The organism is Adlercreutzia mucosicola DSM 19490 (genome assembly GCF_000422625.1).
Classification (GTDB): Bacteria; Actinomycetota; Coriobacteriia; order Coriobacteriales; family Eggerthellaceae; genus Adlercreutzia; species Adlercreutzia mucosicola.
Genome location: NZ_AUGK01000009.1, coordinates 100,626 through 123,400, shown reverse-complemented (window position 1 = coordinate 123,400; position 22,775 = coordinate 100,626). Strand labels below are relative to the sequence as shown.

General features: G+C 65.7%; 25 protein-coding genes. 8 read left to right on the top strand and 17 right to left on the bottom strand.

Annotated elements, in window-relative coordinates; genetic code table 11:
- Nucleotides 1-138: 138 nt before the first annotated feature.
- The 4 genes from G503_RS0106705 to G503_RS0106690 all read right to left on the bottom strand — a co-directional run bounded on the left by G503_RS0106705 (nucleotide 139) and on the right by G503_RS0106690 (nucleotide 3,871).
- Complete coding sequence (locus G503_RS0106705; RefSeq protein WP_028026973.1) at nucleotides 139-1,890, bottom strand: carbon starvation CstA family protein; 1,752 nt, start codon at nucleotides 1,888-1,890, stop codon at nucleotides 139-141.
- A 28-nt stretch (nucleotides 1,891-1,918) separates the two neighbouring features.
- Entirely contained in the window at nucleotides 1,919-2,551 is a 633-nt protein-coding gene (locus G503_RS0106700) for a hypothetical protein (protein ID WP_156891952.1), read from the bottom strand.
- Between the two features lie 146 nt (nucleotides 2,552-2,697).
- Nucleotides 2,698-3,648, bottom strand: coding sequence for a putative manganese transporter (locus G503_RS0106695; RefSeq protein WP_028026971.1), 951 nt, complete (start codon nucleotides 3,646-3,648; stop codon nucleotides 2,698-2,700).
- Nucleotides 3,649-3,676: 28 nt separating this feature from the next.
- Nucleotides 3,677-3,871, bottom strand: a complete 195-nt coding sequence (locus G503_RS0106690; RefSeq protein ID WP_028026970.1) for a hypothetical protein — start codon at nucleotides 3,869-3,871, stop codon at nucleotides 3,677-3,679.
- Here G503_RS0106690 and G503_RS16350 point away from each other — a divergent pair.
- From G503_RS16350 to G503_RS0106675, 4 genes are read left to right on the top strand one after another with little or no spacing between them, the layout of a single operon-like run.
- Complete coding sequence (locus G503_RS16350) at nucleotides 3,870-4,283, top strand: hypothetical protein (RefSeq protein ID WP_156891951.1); 414 nt, start codon at nucleotides 3,870-3,872, stop codon at nucleotides 4,281-4,283. The two genes, G503_RS0106690 and G503_RS16350, sit on opposite strands and share 2 nt — an antisense overlap.
- Complete coding sequence (locus tag G503_RS0106685) at nucleotides 4,276-4,641, top strand: type II toxin-antitoxin system RelE/ParE family toxin (protein WP_028026969.1); 366 nt, start codon at nucleotides 4,276-4,278, stop codon at nucleotides 4,639-4,641. The genes G503_RS16350 and G503_RS0106685 overlap by 8 nt, the downstream gene beginning before the upstream one ends.
- On the top strand, nucleotides 4,638-5,024 hold the full coding sequence (locus G503_RS14145) for a helix-turn-helix transcriptional regulator (RefSeq protein ID WP_084636352.1): 387 nt from the start codon (nucleotides 4,638-4,640) through the stop codon (nucleotides 5,022-5,024). Before G503_RS0106685 ends, G503_RS14145 begins: the two co-directional genes overlap by 4 nt.
- Before the next feature lie 26 nt (nucleotides 5,025-5,050).
- Nucleotides 5,051-5,464, top strand: coding sequence for a type II toxin-antitoxin system VapC family toxin (locus G503_RS0106675; protein ID WP_028026968.1), 414 nt, complete (start codon nucleotides 5,051-5,053; stop codon nucleotides 5,462-5,464).
- A 111-nt stretch (nucleotides 5,465-5,575) separates the two neighbouring features.
- Here the strand turns inward: G503_RS0106675 and groL are convergent, their stop codons facing one another.
- The 10 genes from groL to G503_RS0106625 all read right to left on the bottom strand — a co-directional run bounded on the left by groL (nucleotide 5,576) and on the right by G503_RS0106625 (nucleotide 14,615).
- On the bottom strand, nucleotides 5,576-7,210 hold the full coding sequence (gene groL, locus G503_RS0106670; RefSeq protein WP_028026967.1) for a chaperonin GroEL: 1,635 nt from the start codon (nucleotides 7,208-7,210) through the stop codon (nucleotides 5,576-5,578).
- 195 nt (nucleotides 7,211-7,405) lie between these two features.
- Complete coding sequence (locus G503_RS0106665; protein ID WP_028026966.1) at nucleotides 7,406-7,693, bottom strand: co-chaperone GroES; 288 nt, start codon at nucleotides 7,691-7,693, stop codon at nucleotides 7,406-7,408.
- 207 nt (nucleotides 7,694-7,900) lie between these two features.
- Nucleotides 7,901-8,602, bottom strand: a complete 702-nt coding sequence (locus G503_RS0106660) for a response regulator transcription factor (RefSeq protein ID WP_028026965.1) — start codon at nucleotides 8,600-8,602, stop codon at nucleotides 7,901-7,903.
- The gene (locus G503_RS0106655) at nucleotides 8,592-9,848 is read right to left on the bottom strand and encodes a sensor histidine kinase (protein ID WP_235715515.1); all 1,257 of its coding nucleotides are present in this window, start codon (nucleotides 9,846-9,848) and stop codon (nucleotides 8,592-8,594) included. The genes G503_RS0106660 and G503_RS0106655 overlap by 11 nt, the downstream gene beginning before the upstream one ends.
- A 230-nt stretch (nucleotides 9,849-10,078) precedes the next feature.
- Nucleotides 10,079-10,921 (bottom strand): NAD(+) synthase, encoded by an 843-nt coding sequence (nadE, locus tag G503_RS0106650; RefSeq protein WP_028026963.1) that lies wholly within the window; start codon nucleotides 10,919-10,921, stop codon nucleotides 10,079-10,081.
- Between the two features lie 171 nt (nucleotides 10,922-11,092).
- The gene (locus G503_RS0106645; protein ID WP_028026962.1) at nucleotides 11,093-11,449 is read right to left on the bottom strand and encodes a hydrogenase maturation nickel metallochaperone HypA/HybF; all 357 of its coding nucleotides are present in this window, start codon (nucleotides 11,447-11,449) and stop codon (nucleotides 11,093-11,095) included.
- Entirely contained in the window at nucleotides 11,450-12,235 is a 786-nt protein-coding gene (gene tatC, locus G503_RS14140; protein WP_035022194.1) for a twin-arginine translocase subunit TatC, read from the bottom strand.
- Nucleotides 12,236-12,238: 3 nt separating this feature from the next.
- A complete protein-coding gene (locus G503_RS16570) occupies nucleotides 12,239-12,889 on the bottom strand; it encodes a Sec-independent protein translocase subunit TatA/TatB (protein ID WP_028026961.1) in 651 nt (216 codons plus the stop codon).
- 22 nt (nucleotides 12,890-12,911) lie between these two features.
- Nucleotides 12,912-13,124, bottom strand: coding sequence for a hypothetical protein (locus G503_RS0106630; protein ID WP_028026960.1), 213 nt, complete (start codon nucleotides 13,122-13,124; stop codon nucleotides 12,912-12,914).
- Between the two features lie 129 nt (nucleotides 13,125-13,253).
- Nucleotides 13,254-14,615: an amidohydrolase family protein gene (locus G503_RS0106625; protein ID WP_028026959.1), complete on the bottom strand. Its 1,362-nt coding sequence runs from the start codon at nucleotides 14,613-14,615 to the stop codon at nucleotides 13,254-13,256.
- A 147-nt stretch (nucleotides 14,616-14,762) separates the two neighbouring features.
- Here G503_RS0106625 and G503_RS0106620 point away from each other — a divergent pair, with 147 nt between their 5' ends.
- Together G503_RS0106620 and G503_RS0106615 are read left to right on the top strand one after the other, a co-directional pair.
- Nucleotides 14,763-15,506: a class I SAM-dependent methyltransferase gene (locus G503_RS0106620; RefSeq protein WP_028026958.1), complete on the top strand. Its 744-nt coding sequence runs from the start codon at nucleotides 14,763-14,765 to the stop codon at nucleotides 15,504-15,506.
- A 24-nt stretch (nucleotides 15,507-15,530) separates the two neighbouring features.
- Nucleotides 15,531-16,361: a DUF5685 family protein gene (locus G503_RS0106615; RefSeq protein ID WP_028026957.1), complete on the top strand. Its 831-nt coding sequence runs from the start codon at nucleotides 15,531-15,533 to the stop codon at nucleotides 16,359-16,361.
- Between the two features lie 318 nt (nucleotides 16,362-16,679).
- Here G503_RS0106615 and G503_RS0106610 read toward each other — a convergent pair whose 3' ends face one another.
- Entirely contained in the window at nucleotides 16,680-17,468 is a 789-nt protein-coding gene (locus G503_RS0106610) for a TorD/DmsD family molecular chaperone (RefSeq protein ID WP_028026956.1), read from the bottom strand.
- Nucleotides 17,469-17,623: 155 nt separating this feature from the next.
- Between G503_RS0106610 and G503_RS14135 the strand changes: the two genes are divergently transcribed.
- Both G503_RS14135 and G503_RS0106600 read left to right on the top strand, forming a co-directional pair.
- Complete coding sequence (locus G503_RS14135; protein ID WP_160344967.1) at nucleotides 17,624-17,947, top strand: type II toxin-antitoxin system RelB/DinJ family antitoxin; 324 nt, start codon at nucleotides 17,624-17,626, stop codon at nucleotides 17,945-17,947.
- Nucleotides 17,931-18,398 carry a type II toxin-antitoxin system VapC family toxin gene (locus tag G503_RS0106600; RefSeq protein WP_028026955.1) on the top strand — a complete coding sequence of 156 codons (468 nt, stop codon included), beginning with the start codon at nucleotides 17,931-17,933 and terminating at the stop codon, nucleotides 18,396-18,398. The genes G503_RS14135 and G503_RS0106600 overlap by 17 nt, the downstream gene beginning before the upstream one ends.
- Before the next feature lie 656 nt (nucleotides 18,399-19,054).
- Here G503_RS0106600 and G503_RS0106595 read toward each other — a convergent pair.
- Nucleotides 19,055-19,762 carry a response regulator gene (locus G503_RS0106595; RefSeq protein WP_028026954.1) on the bottom strand — a complete coding sequence of 236 codons (708 nt, stop codon included), beginning with the start codon at nucleotides 19,760-19,762 and terminating at the stop codon, nucleotides 19,055-19,057.
- On the bottom strand, nucleotides 19,759-22,653 hold the full coding sequence (locus G503_RS14130; RefSeq protein ID WP_235715513.1) for an ATP-binding protein: 2,895 nt from the start codon (nucleotides 22,651-22,653) through the stop codon (nucleotides 19,759-19,761). The genes G503_RS0106595 and G503_RS14130 overlap by 4 nt, the downstream gene beginning before the upstream one ends.
- Nucleotides 22,654-22,775: the final 122 nt, after the last annotated feature.

Here is a 22,775-nt window from a genome sequence, read left to right as displayed (position 1 = left end):
GCCCCGCATCGAGGCTGCCGCCTATATTAGCAGAAGGGCCCCGGGACAGCCCTGCGGCCCACTAAATGGAGCGCGGGGGCATGCGGGAGACGGCGGAGCGCCGCACGGGCGGCCGAGCGGCGCTCCCTCCCCGTCCCCTTAGGCGCTCCGCTTCCCTCCGAAAATGGTACGCGCCCCCTTCACCGCCAAGATGACGGCGAACACCATGAGCAGAAGCCCGATGACGAGCTGCAGCACCGTGGCCGCGTCCACCGCACCGGCGGCGATGAGGCCGATCTTGCCCCACACGGTAAGCGCCAGCGAGCACAGCGTCACCACCATCATGAAGGCCATGGGCAGGTAGAACATCTTGTTGTTGCGGCCCGCATTGCCGAGCCACGCGCACACGGCCAGAAGGCCGAGGGCGGCCAGCAACTGGTTGGCGGCACCGAACAGCGGCCAGACGAGCTGGTATCCGGTCAGCCCCAACCCCACGCCGAAGACAACCGTGATGATGGTGGCCACCCACGGGTTGGTGAGCACCTTACGCCAGCCGGTCAGCTCGTCCATCTCCATGCCGTGCGGGGTGAACAGCTCTTGGAACATGTAGCGGCCCAGGCGCGTGGCGGTGTCGAGCGAGGTGAGGCAGAACACCGACACGGCCAGCACGAGCAGGGCGTAGGCGACAGACTCCACCCCGGCCAGCCCGGGCACGCAGGCGAGCATCTGCGACAGACCCGCGGCGAACACCTGGGTCGGCGAGGCATAGGTGCCGTCCATGTAGCCGGCGAACACGAAGGCCACGGCACACAGCGAGATGACGGCGACGAGGCATTCCAGCAGCATGCCGCCGTAGGCGATGGGCTGGGCCTCGGCCTCGCGATCGAGCTGCTTGGAAGTGGTGCCGGAGGCTACGAGGCTGTGGAAGCCGGAGATGGCGCCGCAGGCGATGGTGATGAACAGGGCCGGGAACAAAAAGCCCGAGGCGGCCACCTTGCTCTCACCCGCCGCGGCGGCAAAGCCGGTGAACGCCGGAATCTCGAGCGAGGCGGCATCTCCCGTCAGGCCCGCGCCGATGATGCCGACGAGAGCCAGGGCGATCATGCCGTAGAGCAGGTAGCTCGACAGGTAGTCGCGCGGCTGGAGCAGAATCCACACCGGGGCCACCGAGGCCACCAGAATGTAGAGGCCCACGATGAACATCCACGTGGTGTTGTCCAGCGCGATGACCGGCAGATTATAGCCAAGCGCCACCACGACCACAATGATGGCGATGGCCGAGACGATGTTGGCCGCCGCGGGGATCTTGCGGCCGCGGGTAACGAGGCCGTAGATGACGGCCACCACGATGAACAGCACCGAGATCATAGCCGTGCGCATATTCGCCATGTTGGCCGCCTCGGCGGCAGCGGCCTTGGCAGCGTCATCGAGCGGCACGGGCGCAACGGCGAAGGTGCTCGCCACGATGGAGGCGAAGGCGGCCACCACCAGGATGAGCGTCAAATAGGCGAAGATGCAGAACAGCTTCTTGGCCGTGTCATCGATATTGTGGGCGATAACGGTGGCCAGCGTCTGCCCCTTGTGGCGGATAGAGGCGAACAGCGCGCCGAAGTCGTGCATGGCACCGAAGAAGATGCCGCCGATGAGCACCCACAGAAGCACGGGCACCCAGCCGAAGATGGCAGCCTGAATGGGGCCGTTGATGGGGCCCGCGCCGGCAATGGACGAGAAGTGATGGCCCAGCACCACGTAGGGCGGCGCGGGCACGTAGTCCTTGCCGTCCTCCAGCTCATGGGCCGGCGTGGGGCGGTCGGGCTTCACGCCCCATTGGCGGGCGAGCCAGCCGCCGTAGAAGATGTAGCCCGCGACGAGCACGACGATGGCTACAATGAGAATGACCAATGCGTTCATTCCTGTCTGTCCTTCCTTTCCTTTCCCTTTATCTCCCCACGCGCGAAACCCTCACGGCCGACGCCTCTGCCGCCGGCGCCTCGGCATCAGCTGCGGAACGGTCCGCGACCGCCGCCACGGGCGCGGCCTTTCCGCCCTCCGCCGCCGGAGCATCTTCGGCAAACGCGTTCGCCGCCAAGGTTTCCACGAGTGGCTTTCCCTGAGTGTTGGCCCAAATGCGGCGCGCCGACAGATCGACGACGGCCACGCGCATATCGGCCCATCCCTTCAGCCCGAGGGCGAAGTTCTTGCGAAACCGGGCCCGGCTCACCAGCCGCGGCACGATATCGTCCACCTCATCGGCTACCACGACCAGCGACAGGTACGAGCTCATGTGGTCGGAGGTCAGCTGCACCTTGCCCAGGGCCTCGTGGGTCATGAAGTGCAGCAAGTCGGTCAACGCCGCCTCGTCCAGATGATCAGCGGGCCAGAAGAACAGGTACTCGTGACTGGAGGCCTCCCACAGCTTCGCGCGCTTCACGAGCACGTACTGGGAGGCTGATGAGTGGAATTCGGCATAGCCGGGAAAGATGCGGCCCGCGAAGCAGTGATCGCGCTCAACATCGAACCATGTCTCATGGGCGGCGAGAAGTCGCTCGATGACTTCTATACGGCCGGCCATGACCATCGCCTTCTTCCCAAAAATGACCCTGCAAATGAACGTTACGAGATTAGTACGATCTCATTGTCAGTGCAAGAAGATATTTTGACGAATCGTCAGTTTAAGCGAAATTTGCCCCCGGACGACAGGCCGCCTTCGCCCGAGCTTCAGAACACCACGCCCAGGGCGTTGCAGACGAGCCCCCAGAACACGCCGATGACGTAGAGCAGCGCGATGATGGCCGCATTCTGCCGCCAGGGACGGTTCGCCCGCACGAGCACGAGCAGGCCCACGCCGGCCGACACCAGAAGCCCGGCCAGCATGGCCCCGGCTCCCAGCACCCCCTCCACGTACAACTGGGCGATGACCACGCTGGCCGCGCAGTTGGGAATAAGCCCCACGAGCGCCGTGGCGAAAACGGAGAAGGCGGGATTGTCACCGAGGAGACGGGCCAAGGCCTCCTCCCCCACCGTCTCGAGCACAATGTTCAGCACGATGGTAATGACGAAGATGAACAGCGTCACCTGCACGGTGTGCTTCGTGGCGCTGAGGAGGATGCCCTTCCAGCCGTGGCCATGGCTGTGGGTGTGCTCCACGTCGTCGTGATGCTCGTAGGCCCGCTCGGGAGCGGCCTCGCAGGTGCGGCAGTCGTGGTTGCAGCCGCACTGGTCCTGCTCGCACAGCTCGTGGATGCGCAGGTGATCTTTGTCGCGACGGGCCAGGCGCAGCACCGCGTCCACGATAAAGCCCATGACCATGCCGATGACCACCTTCGCGCCCATGATGGACAGGATGGTGTTGGCCGGCACCGCCTCGGCCAGAAAGATGGGCAGCATCTCATCGGAGGTGGACAGAAACACGGCGAACAGCGTGCCGAGCGTGATGACGCGGCCCGCGTACAGGGTGGCCGCCGCGGCCGAGAAGCCGCACTGGGGCACCACGCCCAGAAACGCGCCCACAATGGGACCGGCCGCCCCCGCGTGGCGGATAGCGTCCTGGGTGCGTCCCCCGGTCTTGTGCTCGAGCCACTCCATGGCCAGATAGGTGACCCACAGAAACGGGATGAGGTAGAGCGTGTCGGCAACCGAGTGCTCCAGCACGTGCTCTGCTATGTGCATGAATTCTTCCATAGCACGATTCTAGCGCTTATCGCCCCGCGTCCACCGAACCGTTGCCCGCATCTACGACGAACGGGCCTGACACCTTCTGGTTCTTGGAAAGCATCAGGCTCGCCAGGATGGCTACCGCGAAGGCCGCACCGCCCTCGCTTTCCGCAGGAATAACGCTGTTGCGCTCTAGGGACGCGCGGCGTGTCAACGCAAGACGGGGGGGCTTGCTCATGAGCGAAATTCGATGGCGCTGGCTTCCGGATCCACGGTCTCGACGATGGCGGGCGCTCATCAACCACCTGCTTGGCCCAGAGCCCAACCTCAAGTTCACGCTTGGAAGCCCAAGCATCCATTCGGACAAAGCCCCCGACATCCTCCAGAAGGCCATCCATGTATGCGCAATCGAAGGCACCACTTGCGGCTCGCTCTCCGATCTCATTATACTCTCCGAACTTGACGGTGAGAGGATTCCGATTCCCTCCGGCCTCGCCTACAAGTCCTCACGGAGCAACGGCAACACCCTCCCCTTATTCGAGACTTGGAAAACGCGCGCTTCTGATTATCAAGGCTTCTGGATAAAAGATTTTGATAGCTTTTCAGCATTACCAGTATTAGCATATATGCTATTATCTCGTTATGGATAAGAAGCTTGAGTTCGAAATAATGCGAAGGGCGGATGACTCCTGCGAGTTCCAGGAGTTCCTTGATGCACTGCCTGATCAAGATGCAGCGAAACTCATTACCGTTATCCGCAGCACGGAGCACCAGGGCATACAGGCAGCCATTCGCCAACAATGGGTGAAGAAGCTTCGTGATGGAATCTTCGAGCTCAGGAGTCAATTCGGATCGAACGCGCAGCGCGCGCTCTACTTCCACAAAGCAGGCAGCCGCTACGTCATCACCCATGGCTTTACCAAGAAAACGAAACGTACGCCTGACAGGGAAATAGAAAAGGCGAAACGCCTGCGCGATGAGTACGACACAAGAAAGGGACGACGATGAGCTGGATTGAGGAATACGCCGCACAGCGATGCGCGGAAAGCAAAGAGTTCGCGGAGGTCTATGCGCAGGAATGCGAGAAGATGGATTTGGCCATGGCACTTGTTGGACTGCGCGACGAGCTGGGGCTTACTCAGAAGCAGCTGGCCCATCTCGCCGGAAAGCCGCAATCGACCATTGCGCGCATTGAAAACGGCACGACGAGCCCCACTGTTGGCCTGCTCACGGAAATCGCCACGAGCGTTGGCCGAACCCTGGAAGTGCGGTTTAGCTCTGGTGAAGCGGGCAGAGCCTCGTTGCGCACCGCCGAGAGAGCCACAACGCTCAGCACCATGGACAACTTTCTCGCCCCCGCAAAGCGCGAGGCCGTCGCACAGCCCGCTTAGGTGAAATCGGAATTGGAAGGAGCATCATGCTGGTGCTTGACGCGAGCGCGGCGATGGATATCGCCTGCGCGACTGACAAGGGCATGGCCCTGCGCGAGGTTATTCTAAGGGGCGACGTGGTAGCCAGCTCTAGCTCGCTGCGGCTCGACCTGGCGAATGGTTTTGCGCGCTTTATCCGCATGGGAGCAGTATCTCGAGATGTCACCGAGAAGTGCCTGGAACTTGCGCTCACCTTGGTGGACGAGCACGAGCCCTATGAGAACCTGATACCCGAGGCGTTTCGGAACGTGAGGGGCAACCAGATTTCCGTGAGCGATTTGGTGTACTACGCACTGGCTCGCCAGCAGAACGCCACTCTGCTAACGAGCAACGCCGCTGTGGCAGAGCTGTGCCGCGCCACCTCGGTCGATTGCATCGACGCCTCGGAACCACTTGACTAACATTGCAAGCACCTCATGTCTCAGCTAACAAGAAAGGCGCCCCGGAGAGCGCCTTTCTGCGAGTTAGTTTGTCGAGCGGTTACTCAACCGAAGACCCGGGGGCCTGCCGGCTTAGTACATCCCGCCGCCACCGCCCATGGCACCGGCCAAGGCGGACAGGTCGGGGCCGTCCTTGGGGATCTCGTTGATGGTGGCCTCGGTGATGAGGATGAGGGCCGCCACGGAGGCTGCGGACTGCAGCGCGGTGCGGGTCACCTTCACCGGGTCGTTCACGCCCATCTCGATCATGTTGCCGTACTCGCCGTTGGCGCAGTTCAGGCCCTCGCCGGCCGGCAGGCTCTTCACCTTCTCGACCACCACAGAGCCCTCGAAGCCCGCGTTCTGGGCGATGGCGCGCATGGGAGCCTCGATGGCCTTGCGGATGATATTGATGCCGACTTCCTCGTCCTTGTCAGCAGCCTCAACGGAGTCCAGGGCGCCGATGGCGTCCACCAGGGCCACGCCGCCGCCGGCGACGATGCCCTCCTCCACGGCCGCGCGGGTCGCCTGCAGGGCGTCCTCGATGCGGGACTTCTTCTCCTTCAGCTCGGACTCGGTAGCAGCGCCCACCTTCAGCACGGCCACGCCGCCGGACAGCTTCGCCAGGCGCTCCTGGGCCTTCTCGCGGTCGAAGTCGGAGTCGACGCGCTCCAGCTCGGCGCGGATGATCTGGATGCGGTTCTGGATGTCTTCCTTCTTGCCGGCGCCGTCCACGATAAGGGCGGTGTCCTTGGTGACCTTCACGGTCTTGGCGGTGCCGAGCATCTCCATGGTGGCATCGGCCATGGTCATGCCGAAGTCCTTGTCGATGACCTGGGCGCCAGTGACCACGGCGATGTCCTCCAGGATGCGCTTGCGGCGATCACCGAAGCCGGGGGCCTTGATGGCCACCACGGACAGGGTGCCGCGCAGACGGTTCAGCAGGATGGTGGAGAGAGCCTCGCCCTCCACGTCCTCGGCCACGATGAACAGCGGGCGGCCGGCGCGCATGACCTCCTCCAGCAGCGGGACCATGTCCTGGATGGAGTTGATCTTCATATCGGTGAGCAGCACGAAGGGATCCTTCAGCACCGCCTCCATCTTCTCCATGTCGGTGGCCATGTAGGGGGAGATGTAGCCGCGCTCGTACTGCATGCCCTCGACGATCTCCATGTCGATGCCGAAGATGGTCTGGGACTCCTCCACCGAGATGGCGCCGTCGTTGCCCACAGCGTCCATGGCCTCGGCGATCTTGTCGCCGATGGCGGCGTCGCCGGCGGAGATGCGGCCGACGTTCGCGATCTGCTCCTTGGTGGACACCGGAGTGGCAGCGGCCTTGATGGCATCCACGATGGCGTCGGTGGCCTTCTCGATGCCACGGCGGATACCGAGGGCATCGGCGCCGGCAGTCACGTTCTTCAGACCCTCGGAGACGATGACGTCGGCCAGCAGCGTGGCGGTGGTGGTACCGTCGCCGGCCACGTCGTTGGTCTTCACGGCCACTTCACGCACCAGCTGGGCGCCCATGTTCTCCACGGGGTTCTCCAGCTCCACTTCCTTGGCCACGGTCACACCGTCGTTGGTGATGAGCGGGGCGCCGTAGGACTTCTCCAGGGCGACGTAGCGGCCCTTGGGGCCAAGCGTCACCTTGACGGCATCGGCCAGCTTGGACACGCCCGCAGCCAGAGCGGAGCGAGCGTCGGTATCGAACTTGATTTCCTTAGCCATAAGTTCGCGTTCCTTTCGAGTTTTTTATCTTCTCAAAATTAACAGGGGAAACAGCAGGCTTTTCGTGGTGAGTCGCATCGTGCTGAAGGTTCTGCGGTCTTGAGCTAAGCAGCCTTTGCGCTGTGTGCGAAAGACCGCAGGTTCTGAAGCGCGAGGCGGCCGCCACGGAAAGCCGTCGGATTGTCGAATAACTAATTATTCGACAATCGCATAAATGTCGTCGGCGCGGAGGATGAGCACGTTCTCGCCGTCCAGGGCGATCTCGGTGCCGCCGAACTTGCCGTAGATGACCTTGTCGCCGACCTTCACGGGCATGGGGATCAGCTTGCCGTCCTTGTCCATCTTGCCCTCGCCCACGGCGATGATGGTGCCGGTCTGCGGCTTCTCCTTGGCATCGGAGGCCAGGAAGAGACCGGACGCGGTGGTGACCTCGGCCTCGTCCTGCTTCAGGATGACGCGGTCGCCCAGAGGCTTCAAATTCATAGCTTGCCGTCCTTTCAATGGTTGTCGATGCGCCTGCGCGCAACTTCCAATTTAACCACTCGTTGGGGGTAAGTGCTAGCACTCATTAACTACGAGTGCTAAACAGGAAGACATCATAACAGCAACGCCCGAGAAAACAAGGGGGCCAGGGGAAAAACTTGAGTTTTTTCCACTCAAGTTTCTTGCAATTATAGGTTTGATCAGGGATTACCTTCCCGCTGGGGTTACCAGGCCCGTCTCATAGGCAAACACCACCAGCTGGGCCCGATCATGGGCGTCGGTCTTGGCCATGATGCGCGCCAGGTGGGTTTTCACCGTGGCCGGCGAGATGAAAAGCTCCTCGGCGATCTCGTCGTTGGAAAGCCCGCGGGCCACCAGCATGAGGATCTCGCGCTCGCGGTCGGTCAGGCTCGCACAGGCTCGCCGGCGCTTCTCGGCGGCCTCGGCGGTGCCCCAGCCCGCCCGGGGGCGGGCGGCCACGAAGGTCTCCACGAGCCGGCGCATCACCGAGGGCTGGATGAGCGCGTCGCCGGCGGCCACCACGCGGATGGCGGCGGCGATGTCGTCGGGGTCGGCGTCCTTCAGCAGAAAGCCGCTCGCCCCGGCCCCCAGGGCGTCGTAGACGTACTCGTCGATGTCGAAGGTAGTGAGCACGAGCACCCGGGTCTTGGACAAAAGCGGGTTGGCCGTGATGGCCCGGCAGGCCTCGATGCCGCTCATCTCCGGCATGCGGATGTCCATAAGCACCACATCGGGCCTGAGGCGCTGGGCCTCTTCCACCGCCCGGGCGCCGTTGCGGGCCTCGCCGACCACCTCGATGCCCTCGTAGGTATTTAAGATCATCTTGAAGCCGCTGCGCACCAGATCCTGGTCATCGACCACGAGCACGCGAATGGGATCAGCGTCCATGGGAATCCTCCGTCTGGGTCAGGGGAATGCTCACGGTAATGCGCACGCCGCCCCAGGGGCTGCGGGTGGCGGCGAAACTGCCGTGCAGCAGGCGAGCCCGCTCGCGCATGCCCACCAGGCCGTGGTGGTCGGGGGCAGGCTCGCTAGCAGCGAGGCCGCGCCCATCGTCGTCCACGGTCAGCTGGGCCCAGGCAACAGGTGCCGCTCCCTGCACCGTCAGCGCAATGGCGGCGCGATGGGCCTCGGCGTGGCGCACGATATTGGTGGCCGCCTCGCGGGCGATGCCGAACAGGGCCACGTCGATGAAGGTCGGCACGCAGGCGCGGTCGTAGGCCTCCATGGCCAGGGACGTCTCGATCCCGGCCCCTTCCAGATAGGCCACCACGTCGCCCATGCGCTCGGTGCCCTCAGTGGGGGCCACCTCGGCACCGTGATCGCCCGAGCGCAGCACGCCGATCATGGCGCGAATCTCCTCCAGGGCCGCCTTCGAGGTGCGGCGCACCTCGGCGATGGCCTCCTTGGCCGCCGCCGGGTCCCGCTCCACCAGACGCTCGGCCGCGGCCGCCTGGATGCTCACCGCCGACAGGGAATGGGCCGTGATGTCGTGCACCTCGCGGGCGATGGACACGCGCTCGGCCTCCACGCGGCGCTCGGCCTCGGTCTCGCGGGTGCGCTCGGCCGCCAGGGCGCGCTCCTCGAAGGCCTGGACGCGGTCTTGATGCTCGCGCAGGCCGTAGCCGGCGAAAGCGGCCGCCAGGGCCAGGGCCACATTCTGCACCACGGTGAGCTGGGTGAGCACCCGGGCTTGATCGGGCGGCGTGGGAGCGAACAGGAACACGGCCGCCGCCAACGCGCAGGCCCCCACGGCCTCGCCGCGGCTGCGCTCGGCCGCCAGGGTGAACAGGGCCACGAGCGGGCCTGCGACGGACAGCGAGATGCCGCTCATCTCCGTTTGCAGCAGACCCCACGACAGGATGGTCCACAGAAACACCGGCCAGGGGAAGCGCCGGCGCGCCACCAGCGGCAACGTGACCGCAGCGATGGCAGCCAACGACACCCCCGTGGGCACCACGGCCCGGATGCCCATGAGGCGGCGCATGAAGTCGTCGGGGATGAGCAGGTTCACCGCCAGCGTCAACTGCAGGCAGGAGAACCCGAAGGCCCCCGCGGCGATAACCGCGTCGATGAGCCAGTCGATGGCGGCAAGTTTGCCCGTCTGTCGGAAAAAGCTATCCATACCGGTCATGGTAACCCTTCCCCGCCGCGGGCGCCATACACCAGCAGATGTATGACAGCGGACTGTTATCCGGGAAGGGCGGGAGGGGCCGCCCGCAGGTTGCGGGCCGCGGCAGTGAGCGGGTTGCGGGCGGGCTGAAGCGCACCCCTACGATGTGCGACGGGAAGCGCGCATGGCCCTCGCTGCAATCCTTCCGCAGGGACCGGCCTTGAGCCCGCCCGGGAAGCCCGAACCGCGTCCTACCCGTAGAAATCCACCGCGGGATAGGGCGGCTCCAGGGCGCGCTTGAAGGCGTTGGCGGCGGTGCGGGCGAGCACGCGGTCCACGAGATCGCCCACCTGGTCCCCATCGCGCCCCTCGGCAGCAAGGGACTCCACGATAGCCTCGGAGGTCGCGCCCTCCTCCACAGCGGCCACCAGGATGCGATCCAGAGTGGTGTAGTCCACGCCGAGGGACTTCTCATCCTCCTGGTCGGGGGAAAGCTCGGCCGAGGGCGGCTTCACGAACACGTTCACGGGAATGGGGCCGCGCTCGCCCGCCTCGGCGCCCCGGCGGTTGCGGGCGCGGGCCATGGCGAACACGTCGGTCTTGTACACGCCGCCCAAGGGCGCGAAGGCCCCGGCAGCATCGCCGTAGAGCGTGGAGTAGCCCATGCAGGCCTCCGACTTGTTCCCCGTATTCAGCATGAGCCAGCCGTGGGTGTTCGACAGGGCCATGAGGCACACCATGCGGCAGCGCGCCTGGGTGTTCTCGGCCGCCAGCCCCGAAAGCTCGCCGCCGCAAGCGCGGGCGAGCACCGACTCGAAGGCCTCGAAGGGCTCGCAGATGGATATCGTGCGCGCCTCGATGCCCAGATTGGCCGCCAGGGCCTCGGCGTCGTCGATGGACGACTCGCTGGAATAGGGCCCGGGCAGCAGCACCCCGTGCACCGATGCGGCCCCCAGGGCATCGACGGCCATGGCCGCCACCAGCGACGAGTCCATACCGCCCGACAGCCCGATGACCACATCCGAGAACCCGGCCCCGCGCACAAAGTCGCCCAGAGCCGCCGTGCACGCGTCGTACATCTCCAGAGGCTCCATAGCCTCCTCCTTCCTTATCGGCAGCGAAGGGCGAAGCGTGATCCCGCACACCCGCAACCGCCGATGCCTGCAGCCCGCGCGCTCACCGTCCGACGTCGCTTCGCGCCGGGCCTTCCCCGCCCATGAAAAAAAGCGCTGCCCTCAGTATGGCAGCGCTTTGTTTCTAGTCCATTACTCGTCGGGCAGATCCACTTCGATGGAGTCGATCTGCAACTCGCGCCCGGCCACCAACTCGGTGGCAAAGCTGTCGCAGGCGGGGCAGAACAGGTGGAAGCGGTCGTGCTCGTATTCCGCGCCGCATTCCAGGCAGATGCTGCGCGGCCGCACCATGTTCACCGTCAGCTCGGCCCCCTCCAAGAAGGGATCGCCCTCGCACAGGGCGTCGAAGGCGAAGTGCAGGGCATCCTCCACCGCCTCGGACATCTCGCCGATGGACAGCGTCACGCCCAGAAGCCGCGCGGCCCCCGCGTCGCGGGCCGCCCCCACGGCAGCGTCCACGACGCCGGTCATAATGCCAAGCTCGTGCACTTACTCGTCCTCTTCGGCAGCGAGCGCCTCGTTCTGGGCCTTGATGCGGCGGCCGAGCACGAGACGCGCGAGCAGCAAGCTGCCCTCGTAAAGCACGATCATAGCCGCGAACATCAGCAGCATGGTGACCGGCGAGGCGTCGGGCGTGATGACGGCGCAGATAATCATGAGGGCCACGTATACCGTACGCCAGCTTCCGCGCAGCTTCTTATAGGGAATCACGTCGAAGATGACCAGGTAGAACACAATGAGCGGCAGCTCGAAGGCGAAGCCGAAGCCCAACTCGAACTTGATGATGATGTCGATGTAGGAGCTCATGCGCGGTGCCACGTAGCCAAGGCCCATGGCCTGGTCGGTGAGCCACTGGAACGCCGGATTCAGAATAATGCAGTAGCAGAACACCGTGCCGAAGATGAAGAGGAACACCGCCGCCGCGAAAGTGGGGATGAACCACTTGCGCTCCTCGGGCTTCAACGCCGGCAGGAAGAAGGCCAAAAGCTGCCACAGAATAACGGGAGAAGTGGCCATAATGCCCGCCCACAGCGAAATTTGGAAGCGCACGGCGAAGGCCTCGAAGGGATCGATGGCCTGTAGCGACGCGAGACCCGTAGCCGGGTTCTCCGGCAGAAATTCTGCGATGGGCATCAGCAGAAACTGGCCCATGGTGGGGGTGGCCATGTAGAACACCACGACCGCCACGGCGAGGCAGGCGACGATGCGCACCAAGCGCATGCGCAGCTCGCCCAGGTGGTCGAAAAGGGGCATACGTGCCGGTCCGATAGGCATGATCTAGTTCTCCTTCTCGGTCGCAGCGGACGCCTGCGGGGCGTCGGCGGCCTCCGTGACGGTCTTCTTGGCCTCCTCGGCCTTCTTCTTGGCCTCGGCCTCGGCGCGCTTGGCGGCCGCTTCGGCCTTGCAATTCTCGGCGGCGGCCTTCTTCTCCTCGGCCTCCTTGGCCTTGGCGGCATCGGCCTCGGCCTGCTTGCGCTCGGAGCGCTCCTTGTCGTAGCGGGCCTTGCGCTCGGCGAAGCTCTCGGCGCGCGCGGGCTTGCCAGCCTCGCCCTCGCCCGCGGCCGCCTCGGCACCCGCGTCGGCAGCCTTCTTGGCGGCGGTGGCGGTCGCTCCGGCCGTGGCGGTCTTCTTCGCGTCGCTCACCTTCTTCGAGGCGGTGGTGGCGGCCTTCTTGGCGGCCTCGGCACCCTTGCTGGCCTTAGCGGCCACGTCGTCCAGGGCGTCCAAGGGGTTCTTGAAGGGATCGTCGGCATCCTTGTCGAACACCATCTCGCCCTTGAGCACGCCGCTCATTTCCTCCTGGGCGCTGCGGAACTTCGCGATGCCCTTGCCGATGGTTTTTGCGATAGCAGGCAGCTTATCGGGTCCGAAAATGAGGAACCCGAACAGCAGAATGAGAAAAAGCTCGAATCCGCCGATTCCAAACACGTCTACGGTCCTTTCTACAGCCCTACAGGGAGAGCACGGTCAGAGCCATGGTGGGAATGCCGAGGGCGAGCACGAGGATGATGCAGACGACCACGGTGAAGATCTTCTTGGTGCGCGCCCGGGCCTCGGCGGCCTCCTTGGCGCGGCGCTCCTGAAGCTCGGCGCGGCGCACGCGCTCGGCCTGCTGCTTGCGGGTGGGATTCTTCGAACCGGTCTTGTTTTTCCTCTGCGACATCGCGTCTGCTCCTCGGTTTCCCTTAATTGCTTAGGCAAATTCGCCATTATCGCAGATTGTCCCCCCCGGCGCCAGTGGAAACCCGCGCAGGTCCTTGTGCCCGCGCGATCTCCACGGAGCCGCGAGACCCTAGGCCTCGGGGCGCAGCTTGCTGCGGATCTCGATGACCCGCGCGATGTTCTTCGCCACTTCCACCTTCACGTGCCAGCGGTTCTTCTCGTAGAGCACGTTGCCGTCCACCATGGTCATGAGCACGTCGGCCGTGGTGCAGGTGTTCACCACCGCGGCCACCGGGTCGGTGGTGAAGGACTGGTGCGAGCTGGACAGGTCCACGGCGATGAGGTCGGCGCGCTTGCCGATCTCGAGCGAGCCCACCTTCTCGCCCAGGCCGAGGGCGCGCGCACCCCCGATGGTGGCCACCTCCAGCATGGTCTTGGCGTCCAGGAAGCGTCCCGGGTTCACAGCGCGCTGCAGCAGCATCCCCAAGCGCATCTCGGACAGCATGTCGGTGGATTCCGTGGCGGCCGGGGAATCGGTGCCCAGGCCCACGCGCAGATCGGCGCGGATGAACTCGTCCAAGGGGGCCACGCCCATGCCCAGCTGGGCGCAGGCGCGGGGGCACACGCAGACGGCCACGTTGTACTCGCGCAATTTCCGCAGATCCTCGTCGTCGACGCATACCGCGCCCACGATCATCACGTTGGGGGCGTCAAAAGCGCTCCAGTTCAGGGCGTAGCGCACGGGGCTGACGCCGGTGGGCAGCCACGGCGGGATCTCCACATAGCCGCGCTTCACATCGCCGCCGTGCACCTGGAAGGGCGACGAGCCGTACTTCACGAAGTCGCACTCCTCGCGGCTGCCGGCCAGCCACATGGCCACGGGCAAGTTCTCCTTAGTGGCGAATTGCGATACGGCCGTGAGCGTGGCCGGGTGGTTGGTGAACAGAGGCGCCGGGGCGATGCCGATGGTCACACGATCGCCGTCCACCTCCTCGCGCCAGTGCAGGATGTCCTTCTGGGCCAGCTGCATGGCGGCGTTGATGCGGTCCTTGTCCATGGCGGCCACGGAGCGGTAGATGACCGAGCGCAGGCCCAGCTTGTTCACGGCGGTACAGGAGGCGCCGGTGGTGGTGATATCGGCCACCGTGGTGATGCCGCTGGAAAGTGCGTCCAGGCCGCCCAGGATGGCGGAGTCGAACCAGTCGGCAGCCTCCAGGCGACTCGCCTTGCGGCCCACTTCCGACAGCCATTCCACGTAGGGGGCATCGTTCACCACGCCGCGCAGCACCGACTGCTCCAGGCGCGTGTGCAGATCCACCAGGCCGGGCATGATGGCCGCGAGCCCCTGATCGACCACTTCCTCGTCGGGATAGCGCAGGCGCAGCATGTCGGCGCTGCCGATGTCGCGGATAACGCCATCGCGCACGAGCACGGCGCCATCGATGATAGGCTCGGACGTGACAGGCAGAATGTACTGGGCGCACAAAAGCATGGGACCTCCCGTGGGACGAGGGGCGATAACAAGTTCGATGGCCCATGATAGCATGACCGCCCGCCGTGCACGGATAAGCGCCGCGGTTTTGCGGCCTGGGGGCGTATACTGGGGACAAACGACGAGCAACCCAAGGAGTTCCCCGCTATGAGCATCGATACCGCCACCGGTCTTGAGGCCCCGGCCGAGCTATCCAGCGAGCGCGTGAAGGACATCTTCTCCTCCATCGCGCGGAAATACGAGCGGTTCAACGCCATCTCCAGCTTCGGCGCCTATAAGCTGTGGCTGGCCGGTATGATGCGCCAGGCCCCCATCGCCGAGCACCACGACGTGCTCGACATCGCCGGGGGCACCGGGGACGTCACCTTCACCGTGGCCCGCACCAAGCACCCGGCCCACATCCAGTGCACCGACTTGGTGCCCGAGATGCTGGACGTGGCTCGCATGCACATCGACGAGGGCGACGGCGCCGGGGTGCCCATCGACTTTCAGGTGGTTGACGCCCAGAATATTCCCTACGCCGATGGTTCCTACGATGTCATCACCATGGCCTACGGCATCCGCAACATGCCCGACCGGCCCCGCGCCCTAGCCGAGATGTTCCGCGTTTTGCGTCCGGGCGGGTCGCTGGTGTGCCTGGAGTTCTCCACGCCGCCGAACCGCGCCTGGCGGGCGCTGTACCATTTCTACCTGCGCCATCTGATCCCCTTCTGGGGCGGCCTTATCACCGGTGACAACGAGGGCTTCGTGTACCTGGCGAAGTCCATCCGTGCCTTCCCCGATCAGGAGGGCCTGGCCGATCTGATGCGCGAGGCCGGCTTCACCGACGTGACTTGGAAGAACTACACGGGCGGCATCGCGGCGGTGCACGTGGCCCGCAAGCCCGCCTAAGCGGCGGCGGTTTCGGGGAGTGCCATGTTCGGATTCGTGGTAGCCGACGCCGATGCCCTGTCCGACGATGAGAAGGCGCGCTATCAGGAGGTGTACTGCGGGCTGTGCCTGGCTCTGCGCGATCGCTACGGTCAACGGTCGCGGGCCTGCCTCACCTACGATCTCACCTTCTTCGTGCTGCTGTGCGCCTCGCTGCACGAGCCCGAGGAAACCCGCGGGAAAAGCCACTGCGTGATGCATCCGGCCCCGGCAGCGCCTCGGGCGTGGGCGCGCTCGACCTGGACCGACTACGCAGCCGATCTTTCCGTGGCGCTCGCTTACCACAAGGCGCTCGACGACGTGGCCGATGGCGGCAGTCTGGGCGCCCGCGCCGCCGAGCGCCTGCTGACTGGGGCCTACGGCCGGGCCGCCGAGCGCATCCCCGAGGCCTGCGCCGCCATCGAGATGTCCATGGCGGCCATCCGGGCCATCGAGAGCGCTCCTGCCGACGCCTTCGACCCCGATGCCGCCGCCCGGGAGTTCGGCGCGCTGCTGGGCCGGTTGTTCGCTTACGGCCAGGGGTTCTGGGCCGATGCCATGGGCGAGCTCGGACGGGCGCTCGGACGTTTCATCTACCTTATGGACGCGGCGGTGGACTTCGACGATGACGAGCGCAGCGGCAGCTACAACCCCTTCGTGGCCCTGGGCTCCGACCCCGAGGCCATGGGCACGACCCTGGCCCTCACCGCCGCCGAGACGGCCGCCCCCTACGAGCGGCTGCCCCTCGTGCGGGACAAGCACCTTATGGACTCCATCCTGTATTCCGGCGTCTGGGCCCAGTTCAACAAGGAGCACCGCGCGCCTCCCACCCAGTAACGGGCGCTTTCCGCCACCGAGCGTCGCTTTTGCCCTCATTTGTGCAACAAACTCCAATAGGTAGACATTCCGCCCGGCCTCAAGAGGGCGTCGCGGCCTTCCGCACGACGTTTTCCCAGGAAATCTCCCCTACCTCGGAGCGAATCGGCGAAACACGCAGCCCAACGTGTCTACTTATCGGAGTTTGTTGCACAAAAAGACGGCCGAAAAGAACAGAACCCCGCCATACCCGAGGCGGGGTCCTGCTTCGACCGTACGTTTGGCCGCGCAATTGCCAGCGGCCCTGTGCTCACTGATGAAGTTGCCGGCAGCGCTACGCTAGCCGATGAATGCCGCCAGCAGGTTCGCCGCCGTGCGGTAGAAGGGCACGCGCGAGGCCTCCTGCACGCCCTCGGCGAAGCGGCCCATCCACACCCGGGCGTGATCGGCCACAAACTCGTCCCAGGCCGCGGCCGGCGAGCCGCCGGGCAGGTCGGCGGACGCCACCACGTCGCCGGGCTCGGGGCCCTCGTCGGTGTCGAACTCGTCGATCTCATCGCCGATCTCGCGGTATTCCGCGGCCTCGGCCTCGGTGGGCGCGCCGTCGCCGCCAGCGGCCACGTCAGCGGCGCCCTCGGCGTCCAGGGCGTCGGCGGCGGCGCGCAGAGCCAGGTACTCCATCAGCTCCAGCTCGGTCCACACAGCGTCCAAGGGCTCGTTGGTGCCCTCGGGACGGCCCAGGCCGCAGGCCTTGCAGAAGCGCTCCACCGCCATGGAATGGGGATTCACGAACAACAGCGGCTGCACGCCCTCGGCATGCGCGCGCCACACGCCCTCATAGGGGCTGGCCGCTGCCTCGGGAGCGCCCACGAACAGGCGCGTGGCCTCGGTGCGCAGCGACTTCTGCAGCTCGGCCGGATCGTCCAGAGCCGCGGCCTCGGCCGTCCCGGGCGCCGCCGCGACCGACCAGCTGATCCCCAACGCTCCGGCGATCTCGTCGGCCGCCTCGCCCCATTCGCCCGAGGCGATGGCGTCGGCCAGCACCCGGTCTTCCGGATAGCGAAACGACAGGGCCAAAAGCTCGCACATCGCCGCACGGGCCTGCCACCTATCAGCACTCACCGTCATACCACGTCCTCCAATCCAAGGAATTATCTACCGCTCCGAATAATACCACGGCACGGGGGGTCGCTCGACTCCGAACCGCCTATTCTATGCGCCTCATCGTCTTGATGGTCGCACAGTATTACATTATGATGAAGCCACCTCGAAAGGAGGCTATCATGGATGCCACCGTCTCCGCCCGCGTACCGGTTGCCGTCAAGGCAGAAGGCAACGCTCTCTTGAGCGAACTGGGCGCCACTCCTTCCCAGCTCATCAATGCCGCCTATCGCTATGTGCTGGCAGAACGGCGGCTCCCCGAGCCGCGAGGCACGCTCGAGCGCCAGCAGGGCCAGCATCGCCAGTTATCCGCCGGGCAGCAGGCGCGGATCGCCCGCTCGCTGCGAGCCATGTACGTCGGCGACAGCTCTCCGGCCGCCGAAGCCCCATCCTTCAAACAGCAACTGAACCAGGCGAGGGATGATCGCTATGCGCGTTTTGCTTGACACCAACGTGCTCATCGACCTGTACACGAAACGGCCTCCCGAGGGCGACGTCGCCCAGAAACTGCTCATCATGCACGAATTTGGCGACGCAGAGCTGTGGGTGTCGGCGAAATCATTCACCGATGTGTTCTACGTACTGCACAAAACCTATAGCAGCGAACGCATCCAGAGCGCTTTCGAGGAAAGCTATCGGTGGCTCAATATTTGCTCGCTGGACTCAGCCGACCTCCAACTCGCCGCCAGCCGCCGATGGCGCGATTTCGAAGACTGCCTCATCGACGTGTGCGCCGAAAAAGTGAAGGCCGATGTCCTGCTCACCCGCGACGAGGTGGGCTTCGCCCAGTCGAAAACCCGCGTTCTCAGTCCCCGTGAGTTTTCTGCCTTCATCGAAGACGAGTACCGCATCGTCTACGACGAGATCGAGTTGCCCAGCGATATCGTTGCCGAATAAGACGCAGAGCAAACTAGCTCGCTCCAAAAGAGGCCGCCCCATCCGAGGGAGGAAGATGGGGCGGCCTCGCTCTGCTCGGCGACCAAAGACCGCGCTACAGCTTGGGGAGTTGGACTCAAACGAGATAGTACACCGACGGACCAGTGCCTTCGTCAGGCAAGAGCTGCTCGCAAGTGCGCTGAGCGACAAGCTGCGACACTTCGGAATAAGGATCGTCGAGATCACCGAAGAAACGAGCCCGGCCAGCACACGCCTGAACGCACACGGGCTGCTCGTCGCGGGCTGCAGCCCTCCTCGCTTTCTAAAAAATCACGACGAAAGTGGCACTGGATTGCGAAAAGTAGTCAGGGCGCGGATACTTTTCGCCCGTTGGTGCCATCGAATCATTTCCCACCTGGGAAAACGCCGACGGGTTCTAGCCATGGGGGACCGTTTCGGGGATCGCGTGTTTACTCTTCGCAATCCAGCGCCACTTTTGCGTACCAAAAAAGAAAAACGATCGACTGCGTCAGAGGGCGGCCTAAAGCCCGCCCCTACAAGGGGCTATATAGTTGCCCCACGGCCACGGCAACGCGTTTCGTAGGGGCGGGCTTTAGGCCGCCCGTCGGGGTTGGCAAGTCATCCGTAAGGGTCAGAGGCGCAAACCTGCCGCTTCCCTACTCTACCCGCAGCATACGGTAGCCGATGCCGACATGGGTCTGCAGGTAGCAGGGGGTCGCGGAGTCGGGCTCGATCTTCTTGCGCAGGGTGGCCATGAACACGCGCAGGCTGGGCAGGTCACTGGCCAGCGCCTGGCCCCACACCTCTTTCAGGATGTAGTTGTGGGTCAGCACCTTCCCCGTGTTGCGGGCCAGCAGGGCCAGCAGCTTGTACTCGATGGGCGTGAGATGCACCTCCGCGCCATCGCGCGTGACCACGTGGGAATCGAAGTCGATGGCGAGACCGCCGTTGCGGTACACTTCGGCGGCGGGCGCGGGCTCGTCGTAGGCCAAACGGCGCAGGGCCACGCGCACGCGGGCCAGCAGCTCTTCCACCGAGAAGGGCTTGGTGAGGTAGTCGTCGGCCCCAGCGTCCAAGGCCGCCACCTTGTCGGCATCCTCCTGGCGCGCCGACAGCACGATCACCGGCGTGCGCGACCACCCGCGCAGGGCGCCGATCACCTCCACCCCGTCGCGGTCGGGCAATCCCAGATCGAGAATGACCAAGCTGATGTCGGAAGCGCAGGTCAGCTCCATGAGGGCCGCGGTAGCTGTGGGCACCTCGCGATGGGCGTAGCCGTGCACGTCCAGGGCCGTGGATACCAGATTGCGCACGGCGGGGTCATCCTCCACCACCAGAATAACCGGCTCGTTGCTAGCGCTCATCGCGCCTCCCCTCCCTCGCCCGCTGGCTTTTCACCGGGTGCGCCCGAGGCCGACGGACGCACCGTGAACAAGGGCGCGGCCGTCGGAGACGTGTCGCGTCCCCCAGTCGCTCCCGCGCCTTCCCCCGCCGACTCCTCGGGAAGCGCGGCGGCGGGCAGGCGGAACGAGAACACGCAGCCGTGGGGCTGGGCATCGGTCAGAACAATGTCGCTGCCGTGGGCGCGCAGGATAGAGCGGCACAGCGCCAGCCCCAGTCCCATGCCGCGGCGCGCGTCGCCCCCTTCCCCGCCCACCGAACCGCCGTGGTAGAACAGATCGAACACCCGCGCCTTCTCCCCGTCGGGAATGCCCGGGCCGTCGTCGGCCACGGTGATCACCACGAAATCGGCTCCACGTCGGCGCTCACGGTGCGCGCCGACGCTGATGCGCGATCCGGCCGGCGTGTGGGCCACGGCGTTGTTCACCAGGTTCACCACCACCTGCACGATAAGGCGGCCGTCCATGGAGGCCATGAGGAACTCGTCATCCAGCGACACCGCAAGCTCATGGTCGGCAGCCGCGCGGCTTCCGTGGCGCAGGGCGTCGGCGAAGATGTCGGCCACCAGCTCGGGCTGCATGGTCACCGGCTCGGCCCCATCATCCAAGCGCGTGACCGACAGCAAGTTCTCCACCAGGTCGATGAGCCAGGTGGCATCCTCGGAGATGTCGGACAGCAGACGGCGGCGTTGGGCCGCGTCCAGGGCGGCGTCCGACGACAGCAGCATGTCGGCGTCGCCGGAGATGCTCGTGAGCGGCGTGCGCAAATCGTGGGAGATGGCCCGCAGCAGATTCGACCGCAGGGTCTCCTTCTCGGCCCGCACCGACAGGTCGCGGCGCTCGGCGGCCAGGGCGAGGGCGCCCGCCGCCTGGCCGCACTCGTCCAGCAGGGCCACCAGCAAGTTGCGCTCGAAGGCGCCGAAGTCCTCGCTATCCTGCTCCATCACGAGCCCCGCCACGCCGAACACCCGCTCGGCCGTGCGGATGGGCAGATACAGGCAGCGCGTCTCGCGCAGGGTGTCGGTGGTGGCCCCGGCCGGCTCGCCGTTGGCGGCCACCCACGCGGCCACGGCCGCCTCGCCGGGAGCCACCAGCGCCGCGCAGCTGCCGTCGCCGCCGCCTGTGCCCGGCACGTCGAATACGCGGGGAGGTCGCAAGCCCCCGGGCACCGTGGCATCGGCCTGATAGATCACCACGGGCCGATCGAGGATCTTCACCACCTGGGCGGCCGCCGTTTCCAGGCAGGCCCCCAAAGTCGTCGCCGCCTGCAGCTTGCGGCTGCTCTCCAGCAGCACCTCGGTGCGGTAGGACCGCCGCGCCGCGGTGGCCGCCTGGCGCTTCAGGCGAATAGCCAGAGACGAGGCCGCCAACGTTCCCATGAGCAGAAACGCGAAGATCACCGGCGCCGACAGCCCGTAGGCATGGAAGGTGAAGCGAGGAGCGGTGAAGAAGAAATTGTAGGCCACCACGCTGCCCAGGGCCACCAGCGCCGCATACAGAAAGCCGTCGGCCCGCGTGGCCAGCAGCAGCGCCACCAGCAGATACACCATGAGAATGACCGAGGTGGCGGGACTTATGGCCCAAGACACGGCGCTGATGGCCGTCGCCACGGCCACGGCCGCCAGGGCGCGGGCCCCGTCGGCCACCGTGGGCGTGAAGCCCGAGCGCGCATGCAGCCGGCGCAGCACCGAGGGCGCATCCACGGGCGGCACCACGGTCACCGTGGCCTCGGGAGCGGCGCGCATCACCCGATCGGCGACGGCGCGGCGCCGCCACCGCCGATGGCGCCCGGGACAGGCGCCCACCACCAGCTGGCGGATGCCCGCCGTGGCGGCGTAGTGGGCGAAGGGCATCACCGGGTCGTCCCCCGACAGCGTGACGCCGCGGGCGCCCATGCCCTCGGCCACATCCAGGGCGCGGCGCAGGGCCTTGGCGCCTTCCGGGTCGCCCTCGCGGCCGTCGGGGTCCTCCACCGCCAAAGCCGTGCAACGACCGTGCAGCGCCTCGGCCAAGTTCACCGCCGCTCGGATAACGCGGGGCGCGCCCGCATCGGCCGTGACGAGCACCAGCACGTCTTCTCCCGCATCGGAGCGCGGCACCGAGGTGCCCGTACTCGCCCGGGTCAGACGGTCGGCCGCCCGGCGCAGGGCCATCTCGCGCAGGGCCGCCAGGTTCGGCTTCGAGAAGAAATGCGCCAAGGCCGCCTTGGCCCGCACGGGCGCGTACACTTTCCCCGCTTCCAGGCGGGCGATAAGATCGGCCGGCTCCAAATCGACCAGCTCCACGGAATCGGCGGCATCGAAGATGCGATCGGGAATACGCTCGGACACGGCCACCGCCGTGATGGCGGCGATCTTGTCGTTGAGCCCCTCCAGATGCTGCACGTTCACCGTGGTGTACACGTCGATGCCGGCGCGCAGCAGCTCCTCCACGTCCTGGTAGCGCTTGCGGTGACGGCAGCCCGGGGCGTTGGTGTGAGCCAGCTCGTCCACCAGGATCACCTCGGGCCGACGGGCCAGCGCGCCATCGAGATCGAACTCGCGCAGAGCGATGCCGCGGTGGTGCACCGTGGCGCAGGGCAGCACTTCCAAGCCGTCGAGCAGGGCCAGGGTGTCGGCACGGGTATGGGGCTCTACATAGCCCACCACCACGTCGGCTCCGGCCGCAACGGCGCGGTGGGCCTCGGTCAGCATGGCATAGGTCTTGCCGACGCCGGCCGCATAGCCGAAGAACACCTTCAGCTTGCCGCGGCCCGCGGGCGCCTCGTCGGCCTCCTCCTCCCGCATGCGGGCGAGAATGGCATCGGGATCGCGGCGCGCCTCGGCCTCATCCCCGTTATCGCGCCCAAGCGCCACCGCAGCCTCCCTTCCGCTCCATTGCTTACCGTCTCCATCATCCTATCACCGCACCCGCTTCCGATGGTTTCGCCCCATCAACAGTTAATCAATGGCGGGGAAGCACCCCAGGGGCCAGCGAA

Coding starts and splice junctions, on each gene's coding strand:
- G503_RS0106705 (WP_028026973.1), bottom strand. CDS start 1,890: ATGAACGCATTGGTCATTCTCATTGTAGCCATCGTCGTGCTCGTCGCG.
- G503_RS0106660 (WP_028026965.1), bottom strand. CDS start 8,602: ATGGACGCTGATCCCATTCGCGTGCTCGTGGTCGATGACCAGGATCTG.
- G503_RS0106655 (WP_235715515.1), bottom strand. CDS start 9,848: ATGACCGGTATGGATAGCTTTTTCCGACAGACGGGCAAACTTGCCGCC.
- G503_RS0106615 (WP_028026957.1), top strand. CDS start 15,531: ATGTTCGGATTCGTGGTAGCCGACGCCGATGCCCTGTCCGACGATGAG.
- G503_RS0106625 (WP_028026959.1), bottom strand. CDS start 14,615: ATGCTTTTGTGCGCCCAGTACATTCTGCCTGTCACGTCCGAGCCTATC.
- G503_RS0106595 (WP_028026954.1), bottom strand. CDS start 19,762: ATGAGCGCTAGCAACGAGCCGGTTATTCTGGTGGTGGAGGATGACCCC.
- nadE (WP_028026963.1), bottom strand. CDS start 10,921: ATGGAGCCTCTGGAGATGTACGACGCGTGCACGGCGGCTCTGGGCGAC.
- G503_RS0106630 (WP_028026960.1), bottom strand. CDS start 13,124: ATGTCGCAGAGGAAAAACAAGACCGGTTCGAAGAATCCCACCCGCAAG.
- G503_RS14135 (WP_160344967.1), top strand. CDS start 17,624: ATGGATGCCACCGTCTCCGCCCGCGTACCGGTTGCCGTCAAGGCAGAA.
- G503_RS0106610 (WP_028026956.1), bottom strand. CDS start 17,468: ATGACGGTGAGTGCTGATAGGTGGCAGGCCCGTGCGGCGATGTGCGAG.
- G503_RS0106665 (WP_028026966.1), bottom strand. CDS start 7,693: ATGAATTTGAAGCCTCTGGGCGACCGCGTCATCCTGAAGCAGGACGAG.
- G503_RS0106700 (WP_156891952.1), bottom strand. CDS start 2,551: ATGGCCGGCCGTATAGAAGTCATCGAGCGACTTCTCGCCGCCCATGAG.
- G503_RS0106620 (WP_028026958.1), top strand. CDS start 14,763: ATGAGCATCGATACCGCCACCGGTCTTGAGGCCCCGGCCGAGCTATCC.
- groL (WP_028026967.1), bottom strand. CDS start 7,210: ATGGCTAAGGAAATCAAGTTCGATACCGACGCTCGCTCCGCTCTGGCT.
- G503_RS0106695 (WP_028026971.1), bottom strand. CDS start 3,648: ATGCACATAGCAGAGCACGTGCTGGAGCACTCGGTTGCCGACACGCTC.
- G503_RS16350 (WP_156891951.1), top strand. CDS start 3,870: ATGAGCGAAATTCGATGGCGCTGGCTTCCGGATCCACGGTCTCGACGA.
- G503_RS0106600 (WP_028026955.1), top strand. CDS start 17,931: ATGCGCGTTTTGCTTGACACCAACGTGCTCATCGACCTGTACACGAAA.
- G503_RS0106675 (WP_028026968.1), top strand. CDS start 5,051: ATGCTGGTGCTTGACGCGAGCGCGGCGATGGATATCGCCTGCGCGACT.
- G503_RS0106690 (WP_028026970.1), bottom strand. CDS start 3,871: ATGAGCAAGCCCCCCCGTCTTGCGTTGACACGCCGCGCGTCCCTAGAG.
- G503_RS14145 (WP_084636352.1), top strand. CDS start 4,638: ATGAGCTGGATTGAGGAATACGCCGCACAGCGATGCGCGGAAAGCAAA.
- G503_RS0106685 (WP_028026969.1), top strand. CDS start 4,276: ATGGATAAGAAGCTTGAGTTCGAAATAATGCGAAGGGCGGATGACTCC.
- tatC (WP_035022194.1), bottom strand. CDS start 12,235: ATGCCTATCGGACCGGCACGTATGCCCCTTTTCGACCACCTGGGCGAG.